At 64.8% G+C, this 22,215-nt stretch carries 21 protein-coding genes and 3 pseudogenes; 12 read left to right on the forward strand and 12 right to left on the reverse strand.

Annotation, left to right across the window (positions count from 1 at the left end; all coding sequences use genetic code 11):
* The 4 genes and pseudogenes from WBQ44_RS21365 to lpdA all read left to right on the forward strand — a co-directional run.
* Positions 1 to 280, forward strand: a pseudogene (locus WBQ44_RS21365) (pyruvate dehydrogenase (acetyl-transferring) E1 component subunit alpha); the annotation flags it as partial.
* A 69-nt stretch (positions 281 to 349) separates the two neighbouring features.
* Entirely contained in the window at positions 350 to 1,321 is a 972-nt protein-coding gene (locus tag WBQ44_RS21370) for an alpha-ketoacid dehydrogenase subunit beta (RefSeq protein ID WP_495568687.1), read from the forward strand.
* Between the two features lie 6 nt (positions 1,322 to 1,327).
* A complete protein-coding gene (locus WBQ44_RS21375; protein WP_495568688.1) occupies positions 1,328 to 2,743 on the forward strand; it encodes a dihydrolipoamide acetyltransferase family protein in 1,416 nt (471 codons plus the stop codon).
* Complete coding sequence (gene lpdA, locus WBQ44_RS21380) at positions 2,740 to 4,104, forward strand: dihydrolipoyl dehydrogenase (RefSeq protein ID WP_495568669.1); 1,365 nt, start codon at positions 2,740 to 2,742, stop codon at positions 4,102 to 4,104. The genes WBQ44_RS21375 and lpdA overlap by 4 nt, the downstream gene beginning before the upstream one ends.
* Positions 4,105 to 4,146: 42 nt before the next feature.
* On the opposite strand, the pseudogene WBQ44_RS21385 reads toward lpdA, so the two are convergent.
* Positions 4,147 to 4,413, reverse strand: a pseudogene (locus WBQ44_RS21385) (FAD-binding oxidoreductase); the annotation flags it as partial.
* On the opposite strand from WBQ44_RS21385, the pseudogene WBQ44_RS21390 reads away from it, so the two are divergent.
* From WBQ44_RS21390 to styD, 3 genes and pseudogenes are all read left to right on the forward strand, one after another.
* A pseudogene (locus tag WBQ44_RS21390) lies at positions 4,405 to 4,809 on the forward strand (PucR family transcriptional regulator); the annotation flags it as partial. The pseudogenes WBQ44_RS21385 and WBQ44_RS21390 sit on opposite strands and share 9 nt — an antisense overlap.
* Positions 4,810 to 5,186: 377 nt before the next feature.
* Positions 5,187 to 6,299: an NDMA-dependent alcohol dehydrogenase gene (locus tag WBQ44_RS21395; protein ID WP_495568670.1), complete on the forward strand. Its 1,113-nt coding sequence runs from the start codon at positions 5,187 to 5,189 to the stop codon at positions 6,297 to 6,299.
* A 13-nt stretch (positions 6,300 to 6,312) separates the two neighbouring features.
* A complete protein-coding gene (styD, locus tag WBQ44_RS21400; RefSeq protein ID WP_495568671.1) occupies positions 6,313 to 7,794 on the forward strand; it encodes a phenylacetaldehyde dehydrogenase StyD in 1,482 nt (493 codons plus the stop codon).
* A gap of 110 nt (positions 7,795 to 7,904) precedes the next feature.
* Here styD and WBQ44_RS21405 read toward each other — a convergent pair whose 3' ends face one another.
* The 10 genes from WBQ44_RS21405 to WBQ44_RS21450 all read right to left on the reverse strand — a co-directional run bounded on the left by WBQ44_RS21405 (position 7,905) and on the right by WBQ44_RS21450 (position 16,395).
* On the reverse strand, positions 7,905 to 8,801 hold the full coding sequence (locus WBQ44_RS21405; RefSeq protein ID WP_495568672.1) for an AraC-like ligand-binding domain-containing protein: 897 nt from the start codon (positions 8,799 to 8,801) through the stop codon (positions 7,905 to 7,907).
* A gap of 10 nt (positions 8,802 to 8,811) precedes the next feature.
* Positions 8,812 to 10,119, reverse strand: a complete 1,308-nt coding sequence (gene paaK, locus WBQ44_RS21410) for a phenylacetate--CoA ligase PaaK (RefSeq protein ID WP_495568673.1) — start codon at positions 10,117 to 10,119, stop codon at positions 8,812 to 8,814.
* Between the two features lie 33 nt (positions 10,120 to 10,152).
* A complete protein-coding gene (gene paaE, locus WBQ44_RS21415; protein ID WP_495568674.1) occupies positions 10,153 to 11,247 on the reverse strand; it encodes a 1,2-phenylacetyl-CoA epoxidase subunit PaaE in 1,095 nt (364 codons plus the stop codon).
* Complete coding sequence (gene paaD / locus WBQ44_RS21420; protein WP_495568689.1) at positions 11,247 to 11,708, reverse strand: 1,2-phenylacetyl-CoA epoxidase subunit PaaD; 462 nt, start codon at positions 11,706 to 11,708, stop codon at positions 11,247 to 11,249. Before paaD ends, paaE begins: the two co-directional genes overlap by 1 nt.
* Positions 11,709 to 11,749: 41 nt before the next feature.
* Positions 11,750 to 12,667: a 1,2-phenylacetyl-CoA epoxidase subunit PaaC gene (gene paaC / locus WBQ44_RS21425; RefSeq protein WP_495568675.1), complete on the reverse strand. Its 918-nt coding sequence runs from the start codon at positions 12,665 to 12,667 to the stop codon at positions 11,750 to 11,752.
* A gap of 10 nt (positions 12,668 to 12,677) precedes the next feature.
* Complete coding sequence (gene paaB / locus WBQ44_RS21430) at positions 12,678 to 13,040, reverse strand: 1,2-phenylacetyl-CoA epoxidase subunit PaaB (RefSeq protein WP_495568676.1); 363 nt, start codon at positions 13,038 to 13,040, stop codon at positions 12,678 to 12,680.
* A complete protein-coding gene (gene paaA / locus WBQ44_RS21435; RefSeq protein WP_495568677.1) occupies positions 13,037 to 13,990 on the reverse strand; it encodes a 1,2-phenylacetyl-CoA epoxidase subunit PaaA in 954 nt (317 codons plus the stop codon). Before paaA ends, paaB begins: the two co-directional genes overlap by 4 nt.
* A 79-nt stretch (positions 13,991 to 14,069) precedes the next feature.
* Positions 14,070 to 14,828: an enoyl-CoA hydratase-related protein gene (locus tag WBQ44_RS21440; RefSeq protein WP_495568678.1), complete on the reverse strand. Its 759-nt coding sequence runs from the start codon at positions 14,826 to 14,828 to the stop codon at positions 14,070 to 14,072.
* Positions 14,825 to 15,676 (reverse strand): 3-hydroxyacyl-CoA dehydrogenase family protein, encoded by an 852-nt coding sequence (locus WBQ44_RS21445; RefSeq protein ID WP_495568679.1) that lies wholly within the window; start codon positions 15,674 to 15,676, stop codon positions 14,825 to 14,827. The genes WBQ44_RS21440 and WBQ44_RS21445 overlap by 4 nt, the downstream gene beginning before the upstream one ends.
* Entirely contained in the window at positions 15,673 to 16,395 is a 723-nt protein-coding gene (locus tag WBQ44_RS21450) for an enoyl-CoA hydratase/isomerase family protein (protein ID WP_495568680.1), read from the reverse strand. Before WBQ44_RS21450 ends, WBQ44_RS21445 begins: the two co-directional genes overlap by 4 nt.
* A gap of 190 nt (positions 16,396 to 16,585) precedes the next feature.
* On the opposite strand from WBQ44_RS21450, the gene WBQ44_RS21455 reads away from it, so the two are divergent.
* The 5 genes from WBQ44_RS21455 (at position 16,586) to WBQ44_RS21475 (ending at position 21,152) form a co-directional block, all read left to right on the forward strand.
* Positions 16,586 to 17,203: a TetR/AcrR family transcriptional regulator gene (locus tag WBQ44_RS21455; RefSeq protein WP_495568681.1), complete on the forward strand. Its 618-nt coding sequence runs from the start codon at positions 16,586 to 16,588 to the stop codon at positions 17,201 to 17,203.
* Between the two features lie 73 nt (positions 17,204 to 17,276).
* Positions 17,277 to 19,304, forward strand: a complete 2,028-nt coding sequence (gene paaZ, locus WBQ44_RS21460) for a phenylacetic acid degradation bifunctional protein PaaZ (protein WP_495568682.1) — start codon at positions 17,277 to 17,279, stop codon at positions 19,302 to 19,304.
* Complete coding sequence (locus tag WBQ44_RS21465; RefSeq protein WP_495568683.1) at positions 19,301 to 19,609, forward strand: EthD family reductase; 309 nt, start codon at positions 19,301 to 19,303, stop codon at positions 19,607 to 19,609. The genes paaZ and WBQ44_RS21465 overlap by 4 nt, the downstream gene beginning before the upstream one ends.
* Complete coding sequence (paaI, locus tag WBQ44_RS21470) at positions 19,609 to 20,001, forward strand: hydroxyphenylacetyl-CoA thioesterase PaaI (RefSeq protein ID WP_495568684.1); 393 nt, start codon at positions 19,609 to 19,611, stop codon at positions 19,999 to 20,001. Before WBQ44_RS21465 ends, paaI begins: the two co-directional genes overlap by 1 nt.
* Positions 19,998 to 21,152 (forward strand): PucR family transcriptional regulator, encoded by a 1,155-nt coding sequence (locus WBQ44_RS21475; protein ID WP_495568685.1) that lies wholly within the window; start codon positions 19,998 to 20,000, stop codon positions 21,150 to 21,152. The genes paaI and WBQ44_RS21475 overlap by 4 nt, the downstream gene beginning before the upstream one ends.
* Here WBQ44_RS21475 and WBQ44_RS21480 read toward each other — a convergent pair.
* On the reverse strand, positions 21,078 to 22,215 hold a 1,138-nt coding region (locus WBQ44_RS21480; protein ID WP_495568686.1), incomplete at its 5' end, for an FAD-binding oxidoreductase. The genes WBQ44_RS21475 and WBQ44_RS21480 overlap by 75 nt on opposite strands.

Below are 22,215 nucleotides of genomic sequence, written 5' to 3' on the forward strand. Positions count from 1 at the left end.
CTACCGTCCCGCTGCCCTCGACCACGAGTGGAAGCAGAAAGATCCGATCGACCGCGTGGAGCGACTGTTGGAGCGCGAAGGAGCCTTCGACGATGCTCTGCGCGCGCGGGTGAAGGCACGCGCGGACGAGACCGCGGCAGCACTGCGCAGCGGTTGCCTCGGCACCGTCGAGCCGGAAGCGATGTCGGTGTTCGACAACGTCTATGCCGATCCGCATTCACTGATCGAGGAAGAACGTGGCGCCTACGCCACCTACCTCGCCGGATTCGAAGGAGCCTGAGCCATGACCGCCACACTCGACGCACCGGCCGCACAATCACCGGGCGCACAACCTTCGAGAATTCTCCCGCTGGGCAAAGCGCTCAACGCAGGTCTTCGCCGGGCCATGGAAGACGACGCGAAAGTCGTTCTCCTCGGTGAGGACATCGGCAAACTGGGCGGCGTCTTCCGAATCACCGACGGCCTGCAGAAGGACTTCGGGCCCAATCGCGTCATCGACACACCCCTCGCCGAATCCGGAATCGTCGGTACCGCAGTGGGTCTCGCTATGCGCGGCTATCGGCCGGTGGTCGAGATTCAATTCGACGGGTTCATCTACCCGGCCTTCGATCAGATCGTAAGCCAGGTCGCGAAGCTGCACTACCGTACCGGTGGCAACGTCAAGATGCCCATCACCATTCGCGTGCCGTACGGCGGCGGAATCGGTGCTGTGGAACATCACTCGGAGTCTCCCGAGGGCTACTTCGCGCAGACCGCGGGCCTGCGAGTCGTCAGCTGCAGCAACGCTGCCGACGCCAACGTGATGCTGCGTCAAGCCATCGCCTCGGATGATCCCGTGCTGTTCTTCGAGCCGAAGCGTCGCTACTGGGCGAAGGGCGAGGTCGACGTCACCGCATCGACCGACGACGCCTACCCGTTGCACAAGGCTCGCGTCGTGCGTGTCGGCACCGACGCCACCGTGATCGCCTACGGACCCCTGGTGGCCACCGCACTGCAGGCAGCGGAGATCGCAGCGGGGGAGGGCCGTTCGATCGAGGTCATCGACCTTCGCTCGCTGTCGCCCCTCGACATGGACACCATCGGCAACTCGGTGCGCAAGACGGGCCGGCTCGTCGTTACCCACGAGGCCGCGACGTTCATGGGTATCGGCGCCGAAATCGCTGCACGCGTTCAGGATCAATGCTTCTACCACCTCGAGGCGCCCGTCCAGCGCGTCGGCGGATTCACCACCCCCTACCCGGCGTCGAAGCTCGAAGAGTTCTTCCTCCCCGACGCCGATCGCATCCTCGACGCCGTCGACCGCACCCTCACAACCCGATAGGAACCCATTTCGATGACACAGAGTTTCCGGCTCCCCGACCTCGGGGAAGGGCTGACCGAGGCTGAACTGGTCACCTGGCTGGTCAAGGTGGGTGACACCATCGAGCTGAACCAGGTGATCGCCGAGGTCGAGACCGCCAAAGCGTCCGTCGAACTGCCGTCCCCGTACGCGGGAACCGTCACCGCCCTGCGCGCCGAAGCGGGCACGACCGTCGAAGTCGGAACACCCATCATCGATATTGGTACGGCTGGTGATATTGGTACGGCTGGTGATATTGGCACAGCCGCGGACATTGGCACAGCTGCGGATATCGGTACAGACGGTGGTCCTGCGCCGGAGGTCGTGCTGCAGGAGCCCGCGCAGGCCGAAGAGCGCGTGCCCGTGCTGGTCGGTTACGGCGTTGCGGGAGAGGGACGCAGCCGCCGCGGGAATCGTAAGGCGCCCCAGCCTTCATCAACGACTCAGCCATCAACGACTCAGCCATCATCGTCCCAGTCTGCAGCGCCCCAGTCTGCACCAAACCAGGCTGCTACGCCCCAGCCCGCTGCGAAGCCCCTTGCGTCGCCGCCGGTTCGGTTCGTCGCACGCCAGGAGGGCATCGATCTGGCCGACGTGCCCGCCACCGGCAGTCACGGTGAGGTGACGCGCGCGGATGTCGAGGCGTTCCTGCGTCGGGGCGTTGCCACTCCCAACGAATCGGCTGCCGTGCCGTCGGTGTTTCGGAACGAAACCCGTACCCCCATCAAGGGCGTGCGCAAGCACACCGCCGCGGCGATGGTGCAGAGCGCGTTCACCGCACCGCACGTCACCGAGTTCATCACCGTCGACGTCACGCCGACGGTCGAACTGATGGAGAAGCTGAAGGCGAGCAAGCACTTCCGTGACATCAAGCTGACGCCGTTGGCGCTCGTCGCAAAAGCTCTGCTCGTCGCGCTGCGGTCCAACCCGAGCCTGAATTCGGAGTGGGACGAACAGAACCAGGAGATCGTCACCAAGGCATACGTCAACCTCGGCATCGCGGCCGCGACCCCGCGCGGGCTCATGGTCCCGAACATCAAGGACGCGCACACCCTCGGGCTCAAAGACCTTGCTTTGGCGCTCACCCAGCTGACGGCCACGGCCAAGGACGGTAAGACCGGTCCCGTCGACCTGGCCGACGGAACCATCACGATCACCAATGTCGGTGTCTTCGGCGTAGATTCGGGCACACCCATTTTGAACCCCGGCGAAGCAGCGATCCTGTGCTTCGGTGCGATTCGGCGCCAACCATGGGAATTCGAGGGTGAGATCGCGTTGCGTTCGCTGACGACACTGAGCCTGTCGTTCGATCACCGCCTGGTCGATGGCGAACAGGGATCGCGGTTTTTGGCCGACATCGCATCGATCCTGTCCGACCCGCTGAACCTGGTGGCTCTGGCGTGAGGCGCGGCGGCGCGAGCACGAGCGATGTGGTGATCCTGGGCGGCGGCTCCGGGGGTTATGCGTGTGCTTTTCGGGCTGCGCAGCTCGGGCTGTCGGTGACGCTGATCGAGAAGGACAAGGTCGGCGGTACATGTTTGCATCGCGGCTGCATCCCGACGAAGGCGCTGCTGCACTCGGCCGAGGTCGCCGACACCGCGCGTGAGAGCGCGTCGGTGGGCGTGCGAACGACGTTCGACGGCATCGACATGGCCGGCGTGCACTCCTACAAGGATGGCGTCGTCGCGAAGTTGTACAGGGGTTTGCAGGGGCTCGTCGCCGCGCACGAGATCGACATGATCAGCGGCGCGGGCGCCTATGTCGGTGACCACACAGTCGACGTGGACGGACGCCGCTTCGTCGGCAATTCGGTGGTGCTCGCGACCGGGTCTCATGCGAAGGTGCTCGACGGAATCGAACTCGGACCGAGAGTGCTCACCAGCGACCGAGCGCTGACCCTCGACACCGTGCCGACGCGGGTCATCGTGCTCGGCGGCGGCGTCATCGGCGTCGAATTCGCCAGTGTGTGGGCATCGTTCGGATCCAACGTCACGATCGTCGAAGCACTGCCCCGGCTGATCGCCGGGGAGGACGAGTGGGCGTCGAAGCAGCTGACCCGCGCCTTCCGCAAGCGCGGTATCACCGCCAGAACCTCGTCGCCCTTCACCGGTGTGAAGGAAACGCCGGACGGGGTGACCGTGACGCTCGAATCCGGTGAAACCCTCGACGCCGACGTTCTGCTCGTGGCCGTCGGCCGGGGACCGAACACGTCCGATCTCGGCGAAGTGACGGTCGATTCCGGCTTCGTCCGGGTGGACTCCACCCTGCAGACGAGCGAGGAGGGCGTGTACGCCGTCGGCGACATCGTCCGAGGACCACAGTTGGCGCACCGAGGATTTCAGCACGGCATCTTCGTGGCCGAGCAGATCGCCGGTATGGCACCGAAGGCAGTGCCGGACAGCAATATCCCGCGGGTCACGTACTCCAACCCGGAGGTGGCGTCCGTCGGTCTGACCGAGGCGCAGGCCACCGAGGAGCACGGGAGTGCCGACGCTACCGTCTACGACCTCGCGGGCAATGGGAAGAGTCAGATCCTCGGGGCCTCCGGGGGTGTCAAGCTGGTGCGTTCGGGCGGTACCGTGGTGGGAATTCACATGGTGGGCGCCCGCGTCGGCGAGCTCATCGGTGAAGCACAGCTGGTCGTCAACTGGGGCGCCTACCCCGAAGAGGTCGCGCATCTCGTGCACGCGCACCCCACGCAGTCGGAGGCCTTCGGCGAAGCTCACCTGGCGCTGGCCGGAAAGCCCCTGCACGCTCACCCGTGAGGCCGCAGCAGGGCGGCGGCTTGCAAGCCGCCGCACTCGGGCTCAGGGGTGGAAGACTTTGCCGGGGTTGAAGATTCCCTGTGGGTCGAGGGCCTTCTTGACCGCGCGCTGCATGTCGAGAACCGTGGGATCCAGTTCCTGTACGAGTCCGTCCATCTTGAGCAATCCGAACCCGTGCTCGCCGGTGACGGTACCGCCCAGTTCGATTGCAGCATCGATGATCTCGGCGAACGCGGCTTGTGCGCGGTCACGGGCGGGGAGGTCGTCGTGTGGGGTGATGAGCAAGGGATGAAGATTACCGTCGCCCGCGCATACCGGGAAGCGCAACAGACCGTCGATGTCCTGATGACCCTCGGGAGAGACGGCGAAGTGTCGTCGGCGAAGGGGCTCGGGATCTATCGAATATTGCTCAGCCACTTGGCCCGCGAGCATCTCGACGAGCTCACCGAAGCCGAGATCGGTCCACTGATGGCCGAACAGAGCAGACGCGGCGTGCCGTTGGTCGACACCCTCTCGGCCTACCTCGCCCACGGGCGTCACCATGCGGCCACGGCGTCGAACCTCGGGGTGCACGTCAACACGCTGTACCAACGACTCGACGCGATCGACCGTCTCATCGGCACCCAGTGGCGTGATCCCGACAGGGCGCTGGATCTCCAGGTGGTGCTCCGGCTGCGCAGAAGTGCCGAGCTACTGGGGAAGTGAGCGCACGAAGCCGAGCACGGCACCGTTGAACTCCTGCGGCCTGTCCATGTTGGAGGCGTGCCCGCACCCGTCTGCAACGCCCAGCTGGTCGCCGGTGCACAGAACCCTGCAATCAGAACGATGACCGGGCCGGTTCCCTCGTCGATATAGCTCAGGGTCACAGCATCGTCGGTGACGACAGTAGGCATCGCTGAGTCCTCCTCGAAGTGCCTACGGCGAAACCACGTCGACCGGTCCTCGGCGATGGAGGAATCGAGCATCCCAGCGCGTATGCGCGTGTGCGCATAACGACAACAATCGTGCGTCCAGCGACAAGTCGGGAACCGCCCCCGCGGACCAAGCTATGACCCAGGACACACTCCGAAAGAAGGTCTGCAATGACATTGCAAGCAGCAGTTCTCTGGGAAGCCGGCCGCCCCTGGGAAATCGAGGACTTGGTTCTCGACGCCCCGAAGCACGGCGAAGTAAAAGTCGAATTGGCGGCGTCGGGACTGTGCCACTCCGACGAACACGTCCGTGACGGCAGTGTGCCGGTGGGGCTGTACCCGTTCATCGGCGGCCACGAGGGTGCAGGCGTGGTCATCGAAATCGGGCCGGGCGTCACATCTGTCGGGGTAGGCGACCACGTTGCACTCGGCTTCATTCCAGCGTGCGGTCGTTGCCGAGCGTGCGCTACCGGCATGTCCAGCATCTGCGACCTCGGCGCCCATCTTCTCGGGGGCTACCAGGTCAGCGACGGCACCGCACGCCATCACGTGCGCGGCCAGGATGCAGGGATCCAATGCCTCCTTGGCACGTTCGCACCGCAGACAGTCGTCAACGAAGCGTCGTGCGTCAAGATCACCGATGACATTCCTCTGGACAAGGCTGCGTTGGTCGGGTGCGGTGTGACCACCGGTTGGGGCTCGGCTGTGTATGCAGCAGGCGTGTCCGCCGGCGAGACCGTTGTCGTTCTCGGTATGGGCGGTGTCGGCTGTGGAGCCGTCCAGGGCGCTGCGCTTGCCGGTGCGCGACACGTGATTGTCGTCGATCCGTCGCCGTTCAAACGCGATCAAGCCAAAGTCTTCGGTGCCACCCACACCGCCGCGAACATCGACGAGGCACTCCCACTGGTGGAAGAACTGACGTGGGGAGCGCTGGCAGACAAGGTTTTGATCACGATCGACGTCGCGAGCGGCGCAATCATCGCCCCGGCCATGAGCCTGGTGGCGAAGGGCGGTATCTGCGTCAACGTTTCCGTCGGTGACCTCACTCAGACCGACGTCTCGCTGTCCCTGTTCGATCTGACGGCGATGCGCAAGACCCTCAAGGGGGCTTGGTTCGGTAACGCCAACATCCGATTCGACATCCCACACCTGTTGCGCCTGTACATGGAGGGCCATCTCAAGCTCGACGAGATGATCACGCGCACATACACACTGGATCAGGTGAACGACGGGTACGAGGCGATGCGCAACGCCGAAAATGTCCGCGGCCTGATCCTGTACTGAGAGGCACCGACCCATGACTGCAGTTCACGAGACCGGCACGTCTCTTCCACACGACACAGCCACCGAATTGTTTATCGCAGGCTCGTGGCGGGGTGCATCGGACGGCGGCACGTTCACCGACATCAATCCGACGACAGGCCGGCCACTGGTCGACGTCGCCTCGGCCACCGCGGCAGATGTCGACGCTGCTGTTCGTGCCGCGCGTGCGCAATCGAACGGTGAGTGGGGATCGACCCCCGGTGTCGTCCGAGGCAAGCTGCTCAACCGTATCGCTGACCTCATCGAACGTGACGGTGACCTCCTGGCACGTCTGGAGGCCCACGATGTCGGCAAACCCGTCGGTCAGCCGGCGATGCTCGACATCCCCAATGCTGCGGCGACCTTCCGTCATTTCGCCGGGTGGGCCGACAAGATTCAGGGCACGACCATTCCGACCGCAGGGTACTTCGGGCAGCCCACGCACTCGTACACCGTGCGCGAGCCGGTCGGTGTCATCGGCGCGATCGTTCCGTGGAATACACCGCTGATGATCGCCGCGTGGAAGTTGGCTCCGGCCTTGGCCGCAGGCAACACCCTCGTGGTCAAGCCGCCGGAGGATGCCCCGCTTTCGATCCTGCACCTTGCACGTCTCATCGACGAGGCGGGCGTGCCCGCGGGTGTCGTCAACGTCGTGCCCGGACTGGGTGAGGTGACGGGCGATGCACTCGTCGGGCATCCCGACGTGGACAAGATCAGTTTCACCGGCAGCCCGCGAGTCGGACGCATGATTGCGAAGAAGGCGGGGGATACGTTCAAGCGGACCACGCTCGAGCTCGGTGGGAAGTCGCCACAGATCATTCTCGAGGACGCGAACCTCGAAGCGGCGATCAACGGAACCGCGATGGGTCTGTTCTTCAACCAGGGTCAGGTGTGCGCGGCAGGTACCCGTGTACTGGTCCACCGGTCGTTGTATTCGCAGGTCGTCGATGGGCTGTCGGCCGCGGCATCGGCCCAGGTGTTAGGGGACCCGTTCGATCCGTCGACGACGATGGGTGCGCTGGTCAATGCGAATCAGCGCGACAGCGTGCTCGGCTACATCCAGGCCGGTCGTGACGGCGGGGCCAGGGTCGCCGCGGGCGGTGGGCGTCCGGACGGCGACGGATTCTTCGTGGAACCGACGATCTTCGCGGATGCGAACAACGATATGAAAATTGCGCAGGAAGAGATCTTCGGCCCGGTGGGCACGGTCATTCCGTTCGACACCGCCGACGAGGCCATCGCGATCGCCAACGGCACCGCCTACGGCCTCGCCGCCAGCATCTGGACCCGCGACGTCTCTCACGCACATCTACTCGCCGCACGTGTGCGCTCGGGTGCGGTATGGGTGAACGGCTGGGCCGCCATTGACCCTGCGCTTCCCTGGGGCGGCATGAAAACCAGCGGGACGGGCCGCGAACTCGGTTGGGCCGGTATCGAGGCCAACACCGAGGAGAAAGTCGTCACCATCGTTTTGTAGTTCGTGCCCCGGTGTGCGTTTTGTGCGGTTCCACCGACACAAAACGCACACCCTGAACCTGGCCGATCGGAGCGAGCCGGGCTGTCAGGATCGACCCGTCTCACAGCGTGTCAGTGCGCGCGGAAGTCGCGGGGTGACATCCCGAACGTTTCCCGGAACAGCCTGGAGAACGCGGAGGAGTCGAAGAAGCCGTGCCGCGCGCAGAGATTGCCGATGCTCTCTGCGCGCAGTCGTGGATCAGCGAGGTCGCGATGGCACTTCTCGAGCCGGCGCGACCGGATGAATCCGGCGACTGTCGACCCGTCAGCCTTGAACAGTTTCTGGAGGTATCGCGTCGAAATGTGCAGCCGCGCAGCGATAACCGTGGTCGACAACGCCGGATCGCCGAGGTTGGCCTCGATGAGGGACTTCGCTTCGATCAACAGGGTGGAGGCCTGCGCGTCGCGCGGCGCCTTCTCGTCGAGTGCTGCCCCGAGCAGATCGAGCACTGCATCCTCGAACATCGGGGTGGCAGGAAAGTCGTTGTCGACCAGGTTGCGTCGGAGTCCTGACAGAAAGGGCGACACGAGAGCGCCGACGCCGTGATTGCCCTGCACCCGCCGAGCCGTGACGGCGGCGAGCTCCCGGGACCCGATTCGCAGCCGCTCGCGGGGGAACATGATCACGAACATCGAGAAGTTGCCGTCGAAATGTAGGTCATAGGTTTCACTGGTGTCGTACACGGCGAAGTCGCCCGGTGCCAGTACCGCCTGGCGGCCCCGCTGGGTTACGACGCCGTGGCCGCTGAGCTGCATGCCGACCTTGATGAGTCCCGGGTCCGCGCGTCTGATCGTCGCGCGGGTGCGACGCACGTCGACCTCGCATCCCGCCACTTCACTGAGCTGCAGGGATCCCAGAGTCGCGGACCGCAACGAGCCCTCGAATGTGCACAGCCCGGTGGAGACGGCATCGAGCGGCACGAACGCCGTCGATACGGATTCGCGCCAATGCTCGAAGTCTTCTGCCAACTAGGTCACCTCATGCAGGCGGTCGGTTGTCGATCAGGCGGCGGGCCTTGCCGATGGAACGTTCCAGAGCCGCAGGTGCCAGGACGTCGACGTTCACGCTGACGCCGATGCGGTCTTTGACGAGTTTGCGCAATGTCGCTGCGGCGACGGAATGTGCCTCGTGGGCGACATCGGGGCGGGCTTCGACGAGAACCGTGAGCGAGTCCATGCGTCCTGCTCGCTCGAGGACGCATTGGAACTGCGGCGCGAGAACGGGGACCGTCAGGATGAGTTCTTCGATCTGCGTCGGGAACAGGTTGACGCCGCGCAGGATGATCATGTCGTCGGTGCGGCCGGTTACCTTCTGCATGCGGCGCATCGTGCGGGCGGTGCCGGGCAGCAGGCGGGTGAGGTCGCGGGTGCGGTATCGAATGATCGGCATGGCTTCCTTGGACAGCGATGTGAAGACCAACTCGCCCTCCTCGCCGTCGGGTAGAACCTCGCCGGTCACCGGATCGATGACCTCCGGGTAGAAATGATCCTCCCAGATGTGCAGCCCGTCCTTGGTTTCGACGCATTCCATCGCAACTCCCGGTCCCATGACCTCGGAGAGGCCGTAAATGTCGACGGCGTCCATGTCGAGGGTCTTCTCGATCTCGCGTCGCATCTCTTCGGTCCACGGCTCGGCACCGAACACTCCGGTCTGCAACGAGGTCTTCGACGGATCGATGCCCTTCTTGATCATTGCGTCGACGATGGTGAGCATGTAGGACGGGGTGACCATGATTGCGTCGGGCTCGAAATCCTCGATGAGTTGAATCTGACGGTCGGTCATGCCGCCCGACATCGGGATGACGGTGCAACCGAGCCGTTCTGCACCGTAGTGAGCGCCGAGTCCGCCGGTGAACAGGCCGTACCCGTAGGCCACGTGCACCTTGTCCGACGGCTTGACCCCGCCGGCGCGCAGGCTGCGTGCGATCAGATCGGCCCAGTTGCTGATGTCGTTCGCGGTGTACCCGACAACGGTCGGACGACCGGTCGTACCGGACGAGGCGTGGATGCGCGAGACCTGGTTCTGCGGCACCGCGAACATGCCGAACGGGTAATTCTCCCGCAGATGCTTCTTCGCGGTGAAGGGAAACTTCGCCAGATCGGACAGGTCTTTCAGGTCACTCGGATGCACCCCGGCGTCGTCGAATGCCTTCTTGTAGTGCGGCACATTGTCGTAAGCATGCCGAAGCGACCACTGCAACCGTTCGAGTTGGAGACTCGAGATGCGGTCTCGCGTCGCGAATTCGATATCGGGCGTGTCGGTCGGGCTGGAGAGGACGCTGGTCATGATGGTCTCCGAGGTTGTCGAGAGGGTGACGAGTCAGGCGTCGAAATCGACGGTAACGGTGTCGCTGACGGGAAATGTCTGGCAGGTGAGGACGAAGCCGGCAGCGACTTCGTTGTCCTCGAGCGCGTAGTTGCGGCGCATGTCTGTATCGCCGACGGACACCTGGGCGCGGCACGTGCCGCACACTCCGCCCTTGCAGGCGAACGGAAGGTCGGAGCGCAGCTGCTCACCGGCGTCGAGAATGGATTCGTCCCGAGGCAGGGTGCCGGTGACTTCGCGACCGTCGAGGATGATCGTCACCTCACTGCTCGGCCCGGTGACGCCCGGTTCGCGGTGCTTTTCCTGTGGAGGCGGTACGTCGTCGACGTAGAAGAGCTCGTGGTGAATGCTGCTCTTCGGCACGCCGAGTTCGGCGAGCACCGACTGTGCGTCGTTCACCATGCCGAAGGGCCCGCACAGCCAGAAGTGGTCGATGTCGGGCGTCGGAACGATAGCGTCGAGGATGTTCCGCAGGCGCACGGCGTCGAGGCGACCGCTGAACAAATCGACCTCGCGGGGTTCGCGGGAAAGGACGTGGATGACGTCGAAGCGCGCGCCGTACTGGTCTTTCAAGTCCGCGATCTCCTCGGCGAACATCACCGACCGAGTGCGCCGGTTGCCGTACAGCAGAACCACTTCGGCGTCGGGGTTCGCAAGCACGGATCCGGCGATCGACAGCATCGGGGTGATGCCGGACCCCGCGGCGATGAGAACGTGCCTGCCTCCCGCGGCCGGATCGGCGTGAAATGTACCCGACGGCCCCTGCACGTCGATGCGGTCGCCTGCCTTGACCTGATGCACGAGCCACGACGAGAACAAGCCGTCGGTGACTTCACGGACGCCGACGCGAGGTTTCTCGCCGGCCGGGGCGCAGATGGAGTACGAGCGTCGATGTTCGACCCCGTCGACGGTGCGGCTGATCATCAGCGATTGACCCGGGCGGAAGGCGAACTCGTCTTCGAGATCGGCCGGCACGTCGAAGGTGACGGCGACGGCGTCGTCACACAGGCTCTCGACGTCCGAGACGGTCAACGTGTGAAACGGTCTGTTGCGCTGGTCTTTCAGTGACGGCTCGGCGGTGACGGTCATCAGATTTCCTTCACGTGATCGAACGGTTCGAGGCAGTCGTTGCACCGGTACTGTGCCTTGCACAGAGTTGCGCCGAACTCGGAGGTCAACATCGTGTTCATCGAGCTGCACTGGGGGCATGCGATCTCACGGGGTTTGACGGTGAGGGTCAACGGCACCGGACCGGCCGCACGCTTCTGCGCGGGTCCGGGAACGGAATAGCCCGTCTCCCGGAGCTTGCGGCGGCCCTCGTCGGAAATCCAATCCGTACTCCACGCGGGGGTGAGGCTGGTGACGATCTCGACTTCGGAATAGCCGTTGTCACGGAGCTTGTGCTCGATGTCGTCTCGCATGGTCGCCATGGCCGGGCAGCCCGAGTACGTCGGTGTGATGGTGACCAGGACACTGCCGTCGCCGCGCACCTCGACCTCGCGCAGAACGCCGAGGTCGTCGAGGGTGAGCAGCGGCATTTCCGGATCCATGACGGATGCCGCGATGGCGCGCGCGGACGATTCGAGCGTGGTCACCAGACCCCCTCCGGATGAGCTCGGGCCACGACCTGCATCTCGGCGATCAGGGGACCGAAAGCTTCGGTATGGATACCGCGTCGACCGCCGCGTCCACCGATGGTGCCGACGCTCTTGCCCTCCGGCGCTCCGAGTTCGGCGGCGTGCAGGACCTGCGCAAGGACCGAATCGAACTCCTCACGTACATCTCGCGGATCCACGCCGACGCCGACTTTCGCCAACGCGATCTCTTCGTCGGTGGGGACGAACAGTTCCGAGACGTACGGCCACAGGTGTGCGAGCGCTTCGCGTACCCGACGCTTCGATTCGTCGGTGCCGCATCCGAGCGTCACGACCCAGCGCGCTGTGTAGTCACGGTGATAGGTGAGCTCTTTGACGCCCTTGTTCGCGACGGCAGCGAGGACGGGATCACGCGAGGTACGCAGGCGATCGAAGATCGCCAGGCGCCACGTCGAGAAGATCAACAGGCGAACCTGGGACTTGGCGAAGTCGCCGTTGTCAAGCTCGGTGAGGCGGACGCACTTGAACTCGGCATCGTTGCGGAAGAACGCAAGCGCGTCCTCCGAAGGAACCGGCGTCGTCTCGGAGATGAACGGCACCACGGAGGCGTCGGCTGCCGCGGCGCGGGCGAGGAGCAGGCGGGCCTGGCCCAGGAGATCGAGGCCGACGTTGGCGAGCGCTACTTCCTCTTCCAGTTCCGGTGCGCGGGTGCTCCATTCGGCTAGGCGCTGGGAGCTGATCAACGCATCGTCACCGAGCATCAGGCAGTACTCCGCAAGGGCTTTCAAGTCGACGTCGTCCGGGACGGTGGTGTCGACGCCGGCGAGCGGGTCGTCGAAGCTCGTGCCGAACGCCCACTGGCCGTGCGAATCCTCGTCGACGAGGCCTTCGTAGGCGTTGTCGTGATCAGTCATGCTTCAGGCCTCACATGTGGGGAACGTTGTCGGGGATGTCGTAGAACGTCGGGTGGCGGTATACCTTGTCACCGCTCGGTGCGAAGAACGGATCCTTCTCGGCCGGTGAGGACGCGACGATCGAATTGGACGGCACCACCCAGATGCTGACCCCCTCGTTGCGGCGGGTGTAGACGTCGCGTGCGTGGCGCAGCGCCATGTGATCGTCGGCGGCGTGAAGCGATCCGACGTGGACATGATTCAGGCCGCGCTTGCCGCGCAGGAAGACCTCGTACAGGGGCCAATCCGCCTTCACGGATTCCCTTTTCGGCTCTACCGGCACGCCTTCGGTGGGCACGGCGCCGTGGCCGCCTTCGGCCGTGAACTCGCTCATGACGCTGCGTTCCTTTCGGTTTCCTCACGACGCGCGAAGGCGGTTGCTGCCTCACGGACCCAGGCACCGTTCTCGTGCGCTGCGCGGCGATTCGCGATCCGTTCGACGTTCGACGCGCCGTTGCCCTTGATCACCTGCATGAACTCGGACCAGTCGGGCTCGCCGAAATCGTGCGACTTACGTTCTTCGTTCCACTTCAGGTCCGGGTCCGGGAACGTGACTCCGAGTGCCTTTGCCTGCGGGATCGACATGTCGACGAAGCGTTGGCGTAGTTCGTCGTTGGTGTGTCGCTTGATGCCCCACTTCATGGACTGCTCGGTGTTGGGGCTCTCGTCGTCCGGCGGGCCGAACATCATCAGTGCCGGCCACCACCACCGGTCGACCGATTCTTGCACCATGCGACGCTGTTCGGCCGTCCCGCGCATCATCGTCGCGAGCAGCTCGTAGCCCTGGCGCTGGTGGAACGATTCCTCCTTGCATACGCGAATCATCGCGCGAGCGTAGGGGCCGAACGAGCTGCGGCACAACGGAACCTGGTTGCAGATGGCCGCTCCGTCGACGAGCCAGCCGATGGTGCCGACGTCGGCGTACGTCAATGTCGGGTAATTGAAGATCGAGGAGTACTTCTGCTTTCCCTCGATGAGCTTGACCGTCAGGTCGGCGCGGTCGGCTCCGAGCGTCTCGGCTGCGGAATACAGATAGAGGCCGTGCCCGGCCTCGTCCTGAACCTTGGCCATGAGGATCGCCTTGCGGCGCAGCGACGGTGCCCGCGTGAGCCAGTTGCCCTCCGGCTGCATACCGATGATCTCGGAGTGGGCGTGCTGCGCAATCTGGCGGATCAGCGATTTCCGATAGCCGTCGGGCATCCAGTCGCGCGGCTCGACGCGCTGCTCTCGGGCGATGGTCTCGTCGAAGGTCCCCTGCAGTTCCAAGGTTTCTGACGTGGTCATTAGTCCTACTTTCATTACCGAATGATCGGTTGGTAACCAGTATGCCCGACGGTGACCGGGCGCACAAGTGGCCCCAGCGCTAGGCGCCGGTGAATGTCGGCTTGGCCTTGGCCAGGAACGCTTCCACGGCTGCCCTGTGGTCCGCGGTCCGGCCCAGATGCTTCTGGGCGATCAGTTCGCGGTCGAGGGCATCGGACAGACCCGAGGCCGACGCGGCAACGAGCGACTTCACCTGCCGGTACGCCTCGGTGGGCCCTGACGCCAGTGTGCGGGCCAGCTCGAAAGCCGTCGTCGACACCTCGTCCTCCGGCACCACGCGGTGCACGAGCCCCCAGGCCAGCGCCTGCTCGGCCGTGATCTTGTCGCCCAGCAGCATCAACGCCGACGCCCGGGACGCGCCGAGGGACTCGACCAGCGAATAACTCAACCCGGAATCGGCGGCCAGACCTATGCCGGTGAACGCCGTCGCGAACGAACTTCTCGTGCCGGCGACACGGATGTCGCCGGCCAAGGCGATCCCCAGTCCGGCGCCGACGCAGGCGCCGGGTATGGACACCACGACGGGCGCCGTGAGAGCTTCGATTGCTCGGATCAGCGGGTTGTAGTGCACTCCGACGGTGTCCATGGCCGTCGACGGGTCGGTCTCGAGAGCCGTGACGTGCTCACCGAGATCTTGGCCGACGCAGAAGTTCTTGCCCTCTGCCGTGATGAGAACAGCCCTGGCGTCACCGGCTCCGTCCACGGCCTCCCTGAACGCGATTTTCGTCGCGGTATCCAGGGCGGATCGGCCGAGGGTGATGGTGGCGAGCCCGTCGGATATGTCGAGTCGTACGGTCATTTGCTCTCCCAATCGTAAAAACCTTTACCGGACTTGCGGCCGATCTCACCGCGGGCGACTCTGTCGCGCAGCAACTGCGGCGGAGTGAAACGCTCCCCGAGGGTGGACGCCAGGTGTTCGGCGATGGCGAGCCTGACGTCCAATCCAACGAGATCCGTACTGCGAAGCGGGCCCATCGGGTGCTTGTAGCCGAGTTCCATTGCTCGGTCGATGGATTCGGCGTCGGCGACACCTTCTTCGAGCATGCGGATGGCCTCGAGGCCGAGGCACACGCCGAGGCGACTCGTGGCGAATCCGGGGGAGTCGTTGACGAGCACCTCGGTTTTGCCGAGCAGCGTCACCCACCCGCGGACCCGCTCGACCACGTTGGGCGAGGTCGCCGGCGCCCGCACGATCTCGACCAGAGTCGACGCGGGAACCGGGTTGAAGAAGTGCATACCGATGAATCGAGCCGGGTCGTTCAGGGCTGCACCGAGTTCGGCGATCGAGATCGAACTGGTGTTGGACGCGATCACCGTCTCGGCGGAGACAGCCCTGTCGATCAGCGAGAGCACCTCGACCTTGAGCGACGGAATCTCCGGAACCGCTTCGACGACGAGATCCAGCTCGGCCCGGAGGTCGGCCGGCCCGGCGACGGTGGTGACGCGCGCCAGGATGTCGCTCGGGTCCGCGGTGAGCTTTCCGCGCTCGTGGGCGCGAGCCAGTCCCGTCTCGACGCGTCCCAGGGCGGCTTTCTGGTCGGCGGCTTCGGCGATGACGACGGTCGAGCCCAGTGCGGCGAAGACCTGAGCGATCCCGGCGCCCATCCGGCCGCCGCCGACGACACCTACGTGCGAAGGAACTGTCATTTGCTCTTCTCCAGGAATGCCGTCATGCGGCGTTGTTTGTCGTCGGTTTCGAACAAGACGGCTTGGGCGATGTCGTCGGCCCACGGCTGCGAGCCGGGTGCGTCGACGATCTTCTTCGTGAGCTTCAGGGCGAGCGGCGCCTGCTTGGCGATGCGGTCGGCCAGCGTGTGCGCCGCAGTGAGTGGATCGTCGACGAGGTCCATCACCAGTCCGTACCGCAGTGCGGCGTCGGCGTCGAGCGTTCGGCCACCGAGCAGAACCTGCTTGGCGACGGAGACGCCTACCAACTCGGGCAGCCGATAGCTCGCCCCGGCGGCGGCCATGATGCCGAGCCCGGGCTCGGGGTTGCCGAACACCGCGGTCGACGACGCGATACGGATATCGCAGGCGTAGGACAGTTCGGCGCCACCGCCCAGCGCGTAACCACGGATGGCTGCGACCGTGGGCAGGGGCAGTGCGGCGATGCGGTCGAACAGGTTGCGGTTGATGCCGCGGAGGGCGTCGTCGCGGGTGCGCGCGCGGAGCTGGTTGATATCGGCACCGCCGGCGAAGTGTTCGCCCCGGCCGGTCAGGATCAGAATCTTCGGATCCTGCTCGACTACCGCGCACACCCCGTGCAATTCGCCGATCATTGCGGCGTCGATGGCGTTGCGCTGCTTCTCGCGCGACAGCGTGACGACGACGCGGTCGTCGAGTTCTTCGACGACGAGGGTGGTCACGTCGCCTCGATCGGTGCGCCGTCGTGCCGGCCCTGTGGTGTTCGCGCGCCTGCTGCCGAGAAAACTTCGCCCACTGCTTGCTCCCATTCCGGTATTCGTTATCCCATTAATAACCGAACATTCGGTCGTCGCGCAAGGTCTGGGAGGGGATGACGCTGTGCATCTCGACTGCACCTGCGAAGATGTCGCCATGACAACCGCACGTGCCCCACGTAGGACAGGGCTCCCCGGGCGCCCCGGATACGACCTCGATTCGCTCTTGGCCGTGGCCGTCAAGGTCTTCAACGACAAGGGGTACGACGGTACGTCGATGGAGGTACTGGCGAAGCGGCTCGGCATCACCAAGTCGTCGATCTACCACCACGTGTCCGGCAAGTCGGAACTGCTCGAGCTTGCGCTCTCCCGTGCGCTGAACGCGCTGTTCGCGGTCACCACGGAGGAATCGGCCATCGAGGGGCGCTACATCGATCGACTCGAGTACCTGGTTCGACGCAGTGTGGAGATCCTGGTCGCCGAGTTGCCGTACGTAACCCTGCTGCTACGGGTTCGTGGGAACACCGAGGTCGAGCGTCGAGCGTTGGCCCGCAGGCGCGAGTTCGACGCCTTCGTCTCGGGCTTGGTGGTAGCGGCCGCCGACGAGGGTGACCTCCGCGCCGACATCGACCCTGCGCTCGTCTCGCGCCTGCTGTTCGGCACGGTGAACTCGCTGATCGAGTGGTACAAGCCGCGTACGGGCGGGTCTGCCGATGCACTGGCCGATGCCGTTGTGGCGTTGACGTTCGACGGCCTGAAGCGCCAACCCGGCTGAGCTGCTCTTGACAACCGACCGTGCACCGCGCGATGGTAATTACCGACCGAACGTACGGTGAGATGGAGATGCTGTGAGCAGACTGCTGGAAAGCTACGCGCAAGGACAATGGTTCGCCGCGACCGACGAGGGAACCCCGTTGCTCAGCGCGATCGACGGCAGCGAGGTCGCGCGAATCTCGTCGACCGGCCTGAATGTCGCCGGAATGGTCGACTACGCGCGTACCGTCGGCGGACCTGCGCTCGCCGCCCTGACATTCCACGAGCGTGCGGGACTGCTCAAGCAGCTCGGCTTGACGCTGATGGCAGGCAAGGACGAGTTCTACGAGCTCGGCGTCCACACCGGCGCAACGAAGCGAGACTCCGGCGTCGACATCGACGGCGGTTTCGGCACCATCCTCAGTTACGCGAGCAAAGTTCGTCGCGAGCTCCCGAACGACACCGTCTACCTCGACGGCGCGGTGGAGCAGCTGGGCAAGAAGGGCACGTTCCTCGGCCAACACATCTACACCTCGCGTCGGGGCGTCGCTGTCCAGATCAATGCGTTCAACTTCCCGGTGTGGGGCTTCCTCGAAAAGCTGGCGCCCGCGTTCATCGCCGGCGTCCCCACCATCGTCAAACCCGCCAGTCAGACCGCGTATCTCACCGAGCTGGTGTTCCGTCGCATCATCGAAAGTGGTTTGCTCCCCGAGGGTTCCGTGCAGTTGCTGTGCGGCAGTGCACGGGGCGTCATCGACCATCTCGGTGGCCAGGATTCGGTCGCGTTCACCGGTTCGGCCGACACCGCCGCATCGCTTCGTGGTCATGCGAATGTCGTCGGCGACGGGGTGCACTTCACCGCGGAAGCCGATTCGCTCAACGCGTCGATTCTGGCGTCCGACGTGTCGCAGGACGATCCGGAGTTCGATCTGTTCGTCAAGGGCGTCTTCGCCGAGATGACGGCGAAGGCCGGACAGAAGTGCACGGCCATCCGTCGTGTCCTCGTACCGCAGGCAATGGTGGATCCCGTCATCGATGCGCTGACGTCGCGGCTCGACAAGGTTGTCGTGGGCGATCCGCGTGACGAAGGCGTCACGATGGGTGCTCTCGCCAGTATCGACCAGCGCGACGAGGTACTGAAATCGATTCGTGGACTGACCAAGTCGGCAACCGTCGTGTACGGCGATCCGGACAACGTCGACACGAGGCCCGGCGCGTTCATGGCACCGGTACTGCTGAAGGCAGGGGACAAGACCGCCCCCGAGCCACACGAGATCGAAGCATTCGGACCCGTCTCGACGGTCATCGGTTACGACGGCAGCGAAGACCTGTTCGACCTCGTCGCACGCGGAAAGGGCTCGCTGGTCGCCTCGCTCGTCACCAAGGATTCGGCGATCGCTCGCGACATTGTCCTCGGCTGCGCGCCGTATCACGGCCGGATCCTGGTGCTCAACAGCGAGGACGCCAAGGAGTCCACCGGGCACGGTTCGCCCCTGCCCGTTCTGGTTCACGGCGGACCGGGCCGCGCCGGCGGCGGTGAGGAACTCGGCGGTATGCGCGGCGTGCTGCACCACATGCAGCGCACCGCAATTCAGGGGACTCCCGACGTGCTCACCGCGGTCGGCAACAAGTGGGTTACGGGCTCGGCCCAGACGACCGGCGACGTGCACCCGTTCCGGAAGAACCTCGGCGAGCTGAAGCTGGGGGACACCATCGTCGGTGGACCCCGTCAGGTGACCCGTGCAGACATCGATCACTTCGCCGAGTTCACCGGTGACACGTTCTATGCGCACACCGATCCCGAGGCAGCAGCGGCCAATCCGCTGTTCGGTGGCATCGTCGCTCACGGCTATCTCGTCGTCTCGCTCGCGGCGGGCCTGTTCGTCGATCCCGCGCCGGGCCCGGTACTCGCCAACTTCGGTGTCGACAGCCTGCGTTTCCTGACGCCGGTCAAAGCCGAGGATTCGCTGACGGTTACGCTGACCGCCAAATTGATCACCCCGCGTCAGAGTGCCGACTACGGCGAAGTGCGCTGGGACGCAGTGGTCGTCAACCAGCAAGGTGACCCCGTCGCCACGTACGACGTGCTAACTCTCGTCGCAAAGCCCGAGGGCGAGTCATGAGCTACCGCGTCGCCGTCTGCTACGGGAAGCCCGAGGACCCCGCATCCTTCGACGAGTACTACGCGTCCACGCACGTGCCGTTGGCCAAGGCCGTACCCGGCCTGACCGACTTCACGTGGGGCAAGGTCGGCTCACTCGACGGGACGGAGCCGCCCTACTACGCGGTGGCCAATCTGTACTTCGCCGACGAGGCGTCGCTGCAGGCAGGCTTGACGTCGCCGGAAATGAAAGCGGCAGGAAAAGATTTGCGGAACTTCGCTACGGGCGGAGTCACCATGTTCACGCAGGAAGAAGTCCGGCAGTGATGCGAAACCGAATCGCGCACGAGATGTTTGCCGTCGATGCGGCGTCGCAGAAGCTCGGGATCGAACTGATCGAGCTGAGCGACGGCCACGCACGAATGTCGATGACCGTCACCGAGGACATGGTCAACGGCCACGCAATCACCCACGGCGGTTACGTGTTCCTATTGGCGGACACCACCTTCGCCATGGCCTGCAACAGCTACGACGAGCCTGCGGTGGCAGCGCGTTGCGACATCCGGTACCTGCGTCCCACCAAGGCCGGGGACGTGCTCGTCGCGGATGCGATCGAGCGAGCGCGATTCGGTAAGAACGGCATCTACGACGTCACCGTGAGCAGCGGGGGCACGGTGATCGCGGAATTCAGAGGCGACAGTCGTATCGTGAGGCAGTGACCTCGGACGACCTGTCGACTCTCGCCGATGCGGCGGCAGCTGCCACCGGCGGCGCCGTGTCGATCATGGATTCGTACGGGTACGTCATCGCCTACTCCTCGGTGCCCGGTCAACCTATCGACGAGGTTCGCCGGGACGGCATTCTCGGTAAGCGGGTGCCGGAGAAGTACCTCGTCCACCATCGCGACGCGACGTTCCGATCCGAGCGGACCGTCCGGGTCGTCGACGTCGCAGGAACGCTGCCGCGCCTGGCTATCGCGGTCGGTAGCGGCAAGGACCACCTCGGTTCCATCTGGTCGATCGTGCCGGATGGTCTGTCAGGTTCGGTCGACTCCGAGGCCGCCGCAGCATTGACACGTGCTGCCGAGTCGGCGGCGCCGCTGATGCTGGCGAGGACATCGCCCACCAGCGGAGGCAACGATCGAATACTGGCTCTCCTCGACGAAAGCGTCACCGTTCGGGATGCGCACTACGTCGTGCTGGCGGCTGTGGTACCGAGCCCGCATCCGAATTCGGTTCTCGAGCAGCTGGCGGGTCTACTCGAGCTTGTGCTCGCACGGGGGCCCGATTCGGGTTCGGTGATCATCGACGGGAGCGTGTACCTGCTTCGCGCCGTCCAGAGCGCAGATGAGCTCGATACGGCGGATTTCGACGACAGAGTCGAGACCGCACGCCTGCGGGCGTCGGCGTCTCTCGAAGTGCCGGTGACCATCGTTATCAGCGACCCACACCGCAGCCCCCTTGCAGCGCGCGAGCAGGTACGTCGGGTGCTCGAAGTCGTCGGAGACGAGGCCCGGTCGGTTCGTCGTCGCGATGTAGCACCGCGAATCGCGTTGTCGGACATCGGCAAGGCCTTCACCGCCCGCCCGCTGAACATCCCGGCCGTGGAAGCGATGCGTGCCCACGACGCCGCCGAGGGGACAAGCTACGCGGACACCGTCCTTGCACTGCTGGAGCACGAATCCAATGTCGCGCTGGCGTCGACCTCGATCTATCTGCATGCCAACACGTTTCGGTATCGGCTGCGTCGAGCAAAGGAGTTGTTCGGGCTCGATCTCGACGACGCCGACACCCGGCTACTTGTGTGGTTGACGCTGAGGTTGGGTCGTGAGCAACTTTCCGGGGTTCAGCAGGTAGTGCGGGTCCAGTAGCTCTTTGATCCCACGTTGCAGGGCCGCGGCGACGGGGTCGAGTTCCTTCTCGAGAAGATCGCGTTTGAGCAGTCCGACGCCGTGCTCACCGGTGATGGTTCCGCCGAGACTCAGTGCGAACTCGGCAATTTCGTCGAAAGCGCGATGAGCCGAGGCAAGCGAATCGGGATCGAGGGGATCGACGATGACCGTCGGGTGAATGTTGCCGTCGCCTGCGTGTCCGACGACACCGATGACCAGGCCGATGCGGTCCGCGATATGTCCCACTTGGTCGATCATCCGGGCCAGGTGCGACAACGGCACCGACACGTCGTCGACAAGCGGTGACCCGAGACGCTCCAGTGCAGGGTAGGCGAGCCGGCGCGCCGCAACGAGCTGTTCCGATTCCGCACTGTCCTCGGCGACCACCACGTCGGATGCGCCGGCTGCGGTGCAGATCGCCGCGATGGCCTCCAGTTCTGCCGCCGCGCCGGGTCCCGAATCCGATTGCGCGATCAGCACGGCGCCGGCGTCCGGACCGAAGTCCATTTTGGCGTAGGCGTCGATGGCTCGGATCGTGGTGCGATCGAGCAGTTCGAAGAGGCTGGGCGTGATTCCCGCTGCACGGGTGCTCGAAACGGCAGCGGCTGCAGACACTGTCGACGGGAACGTGGCGGCCATGGTTATCGGTTCGGCACTGGGGAAGTCGAGGCCCACGGTTGCTTCGGTGACGACGCCCAGTGTTCCCTCGGACCCGACGAACAGTTCGGCCAAGGACAGGCCTGCTACACCCTTGACCGTCCTCCTTCCCACGAATGTGGCTCTTCCGTCTGCCAGTACGACGCGCAATCCGCGTACGAAGCGCGCGGTAACGCCGTATTTGACGCAGCACAGGCCGCCGGCATTGGTGGCAATGTTCCCGCCGATGGTCGACGATTCCCAGCTGGACGGGTCGGGCAGATACGTCAAACCTTGTCGTCCGGCAGCGTCTTTGAGCTGTTTGTTGGTCACACCGGGTTGAACTACCGCCACTCGGTTCTCGACGTCCAGCTCGATGATGGCATTCATGCGACGGGTGCTCAGC

It is taken from the genome of Rhodococcus sp. (in: high G+C Gram-positive bacteria), assembly GCF_049591685.1.
Classification (GTDB): Bacteria; Actinomycetota; Actinomycetes; order Mycobacteriales; family Mycobacteriaceae; genus Rhodococcoides.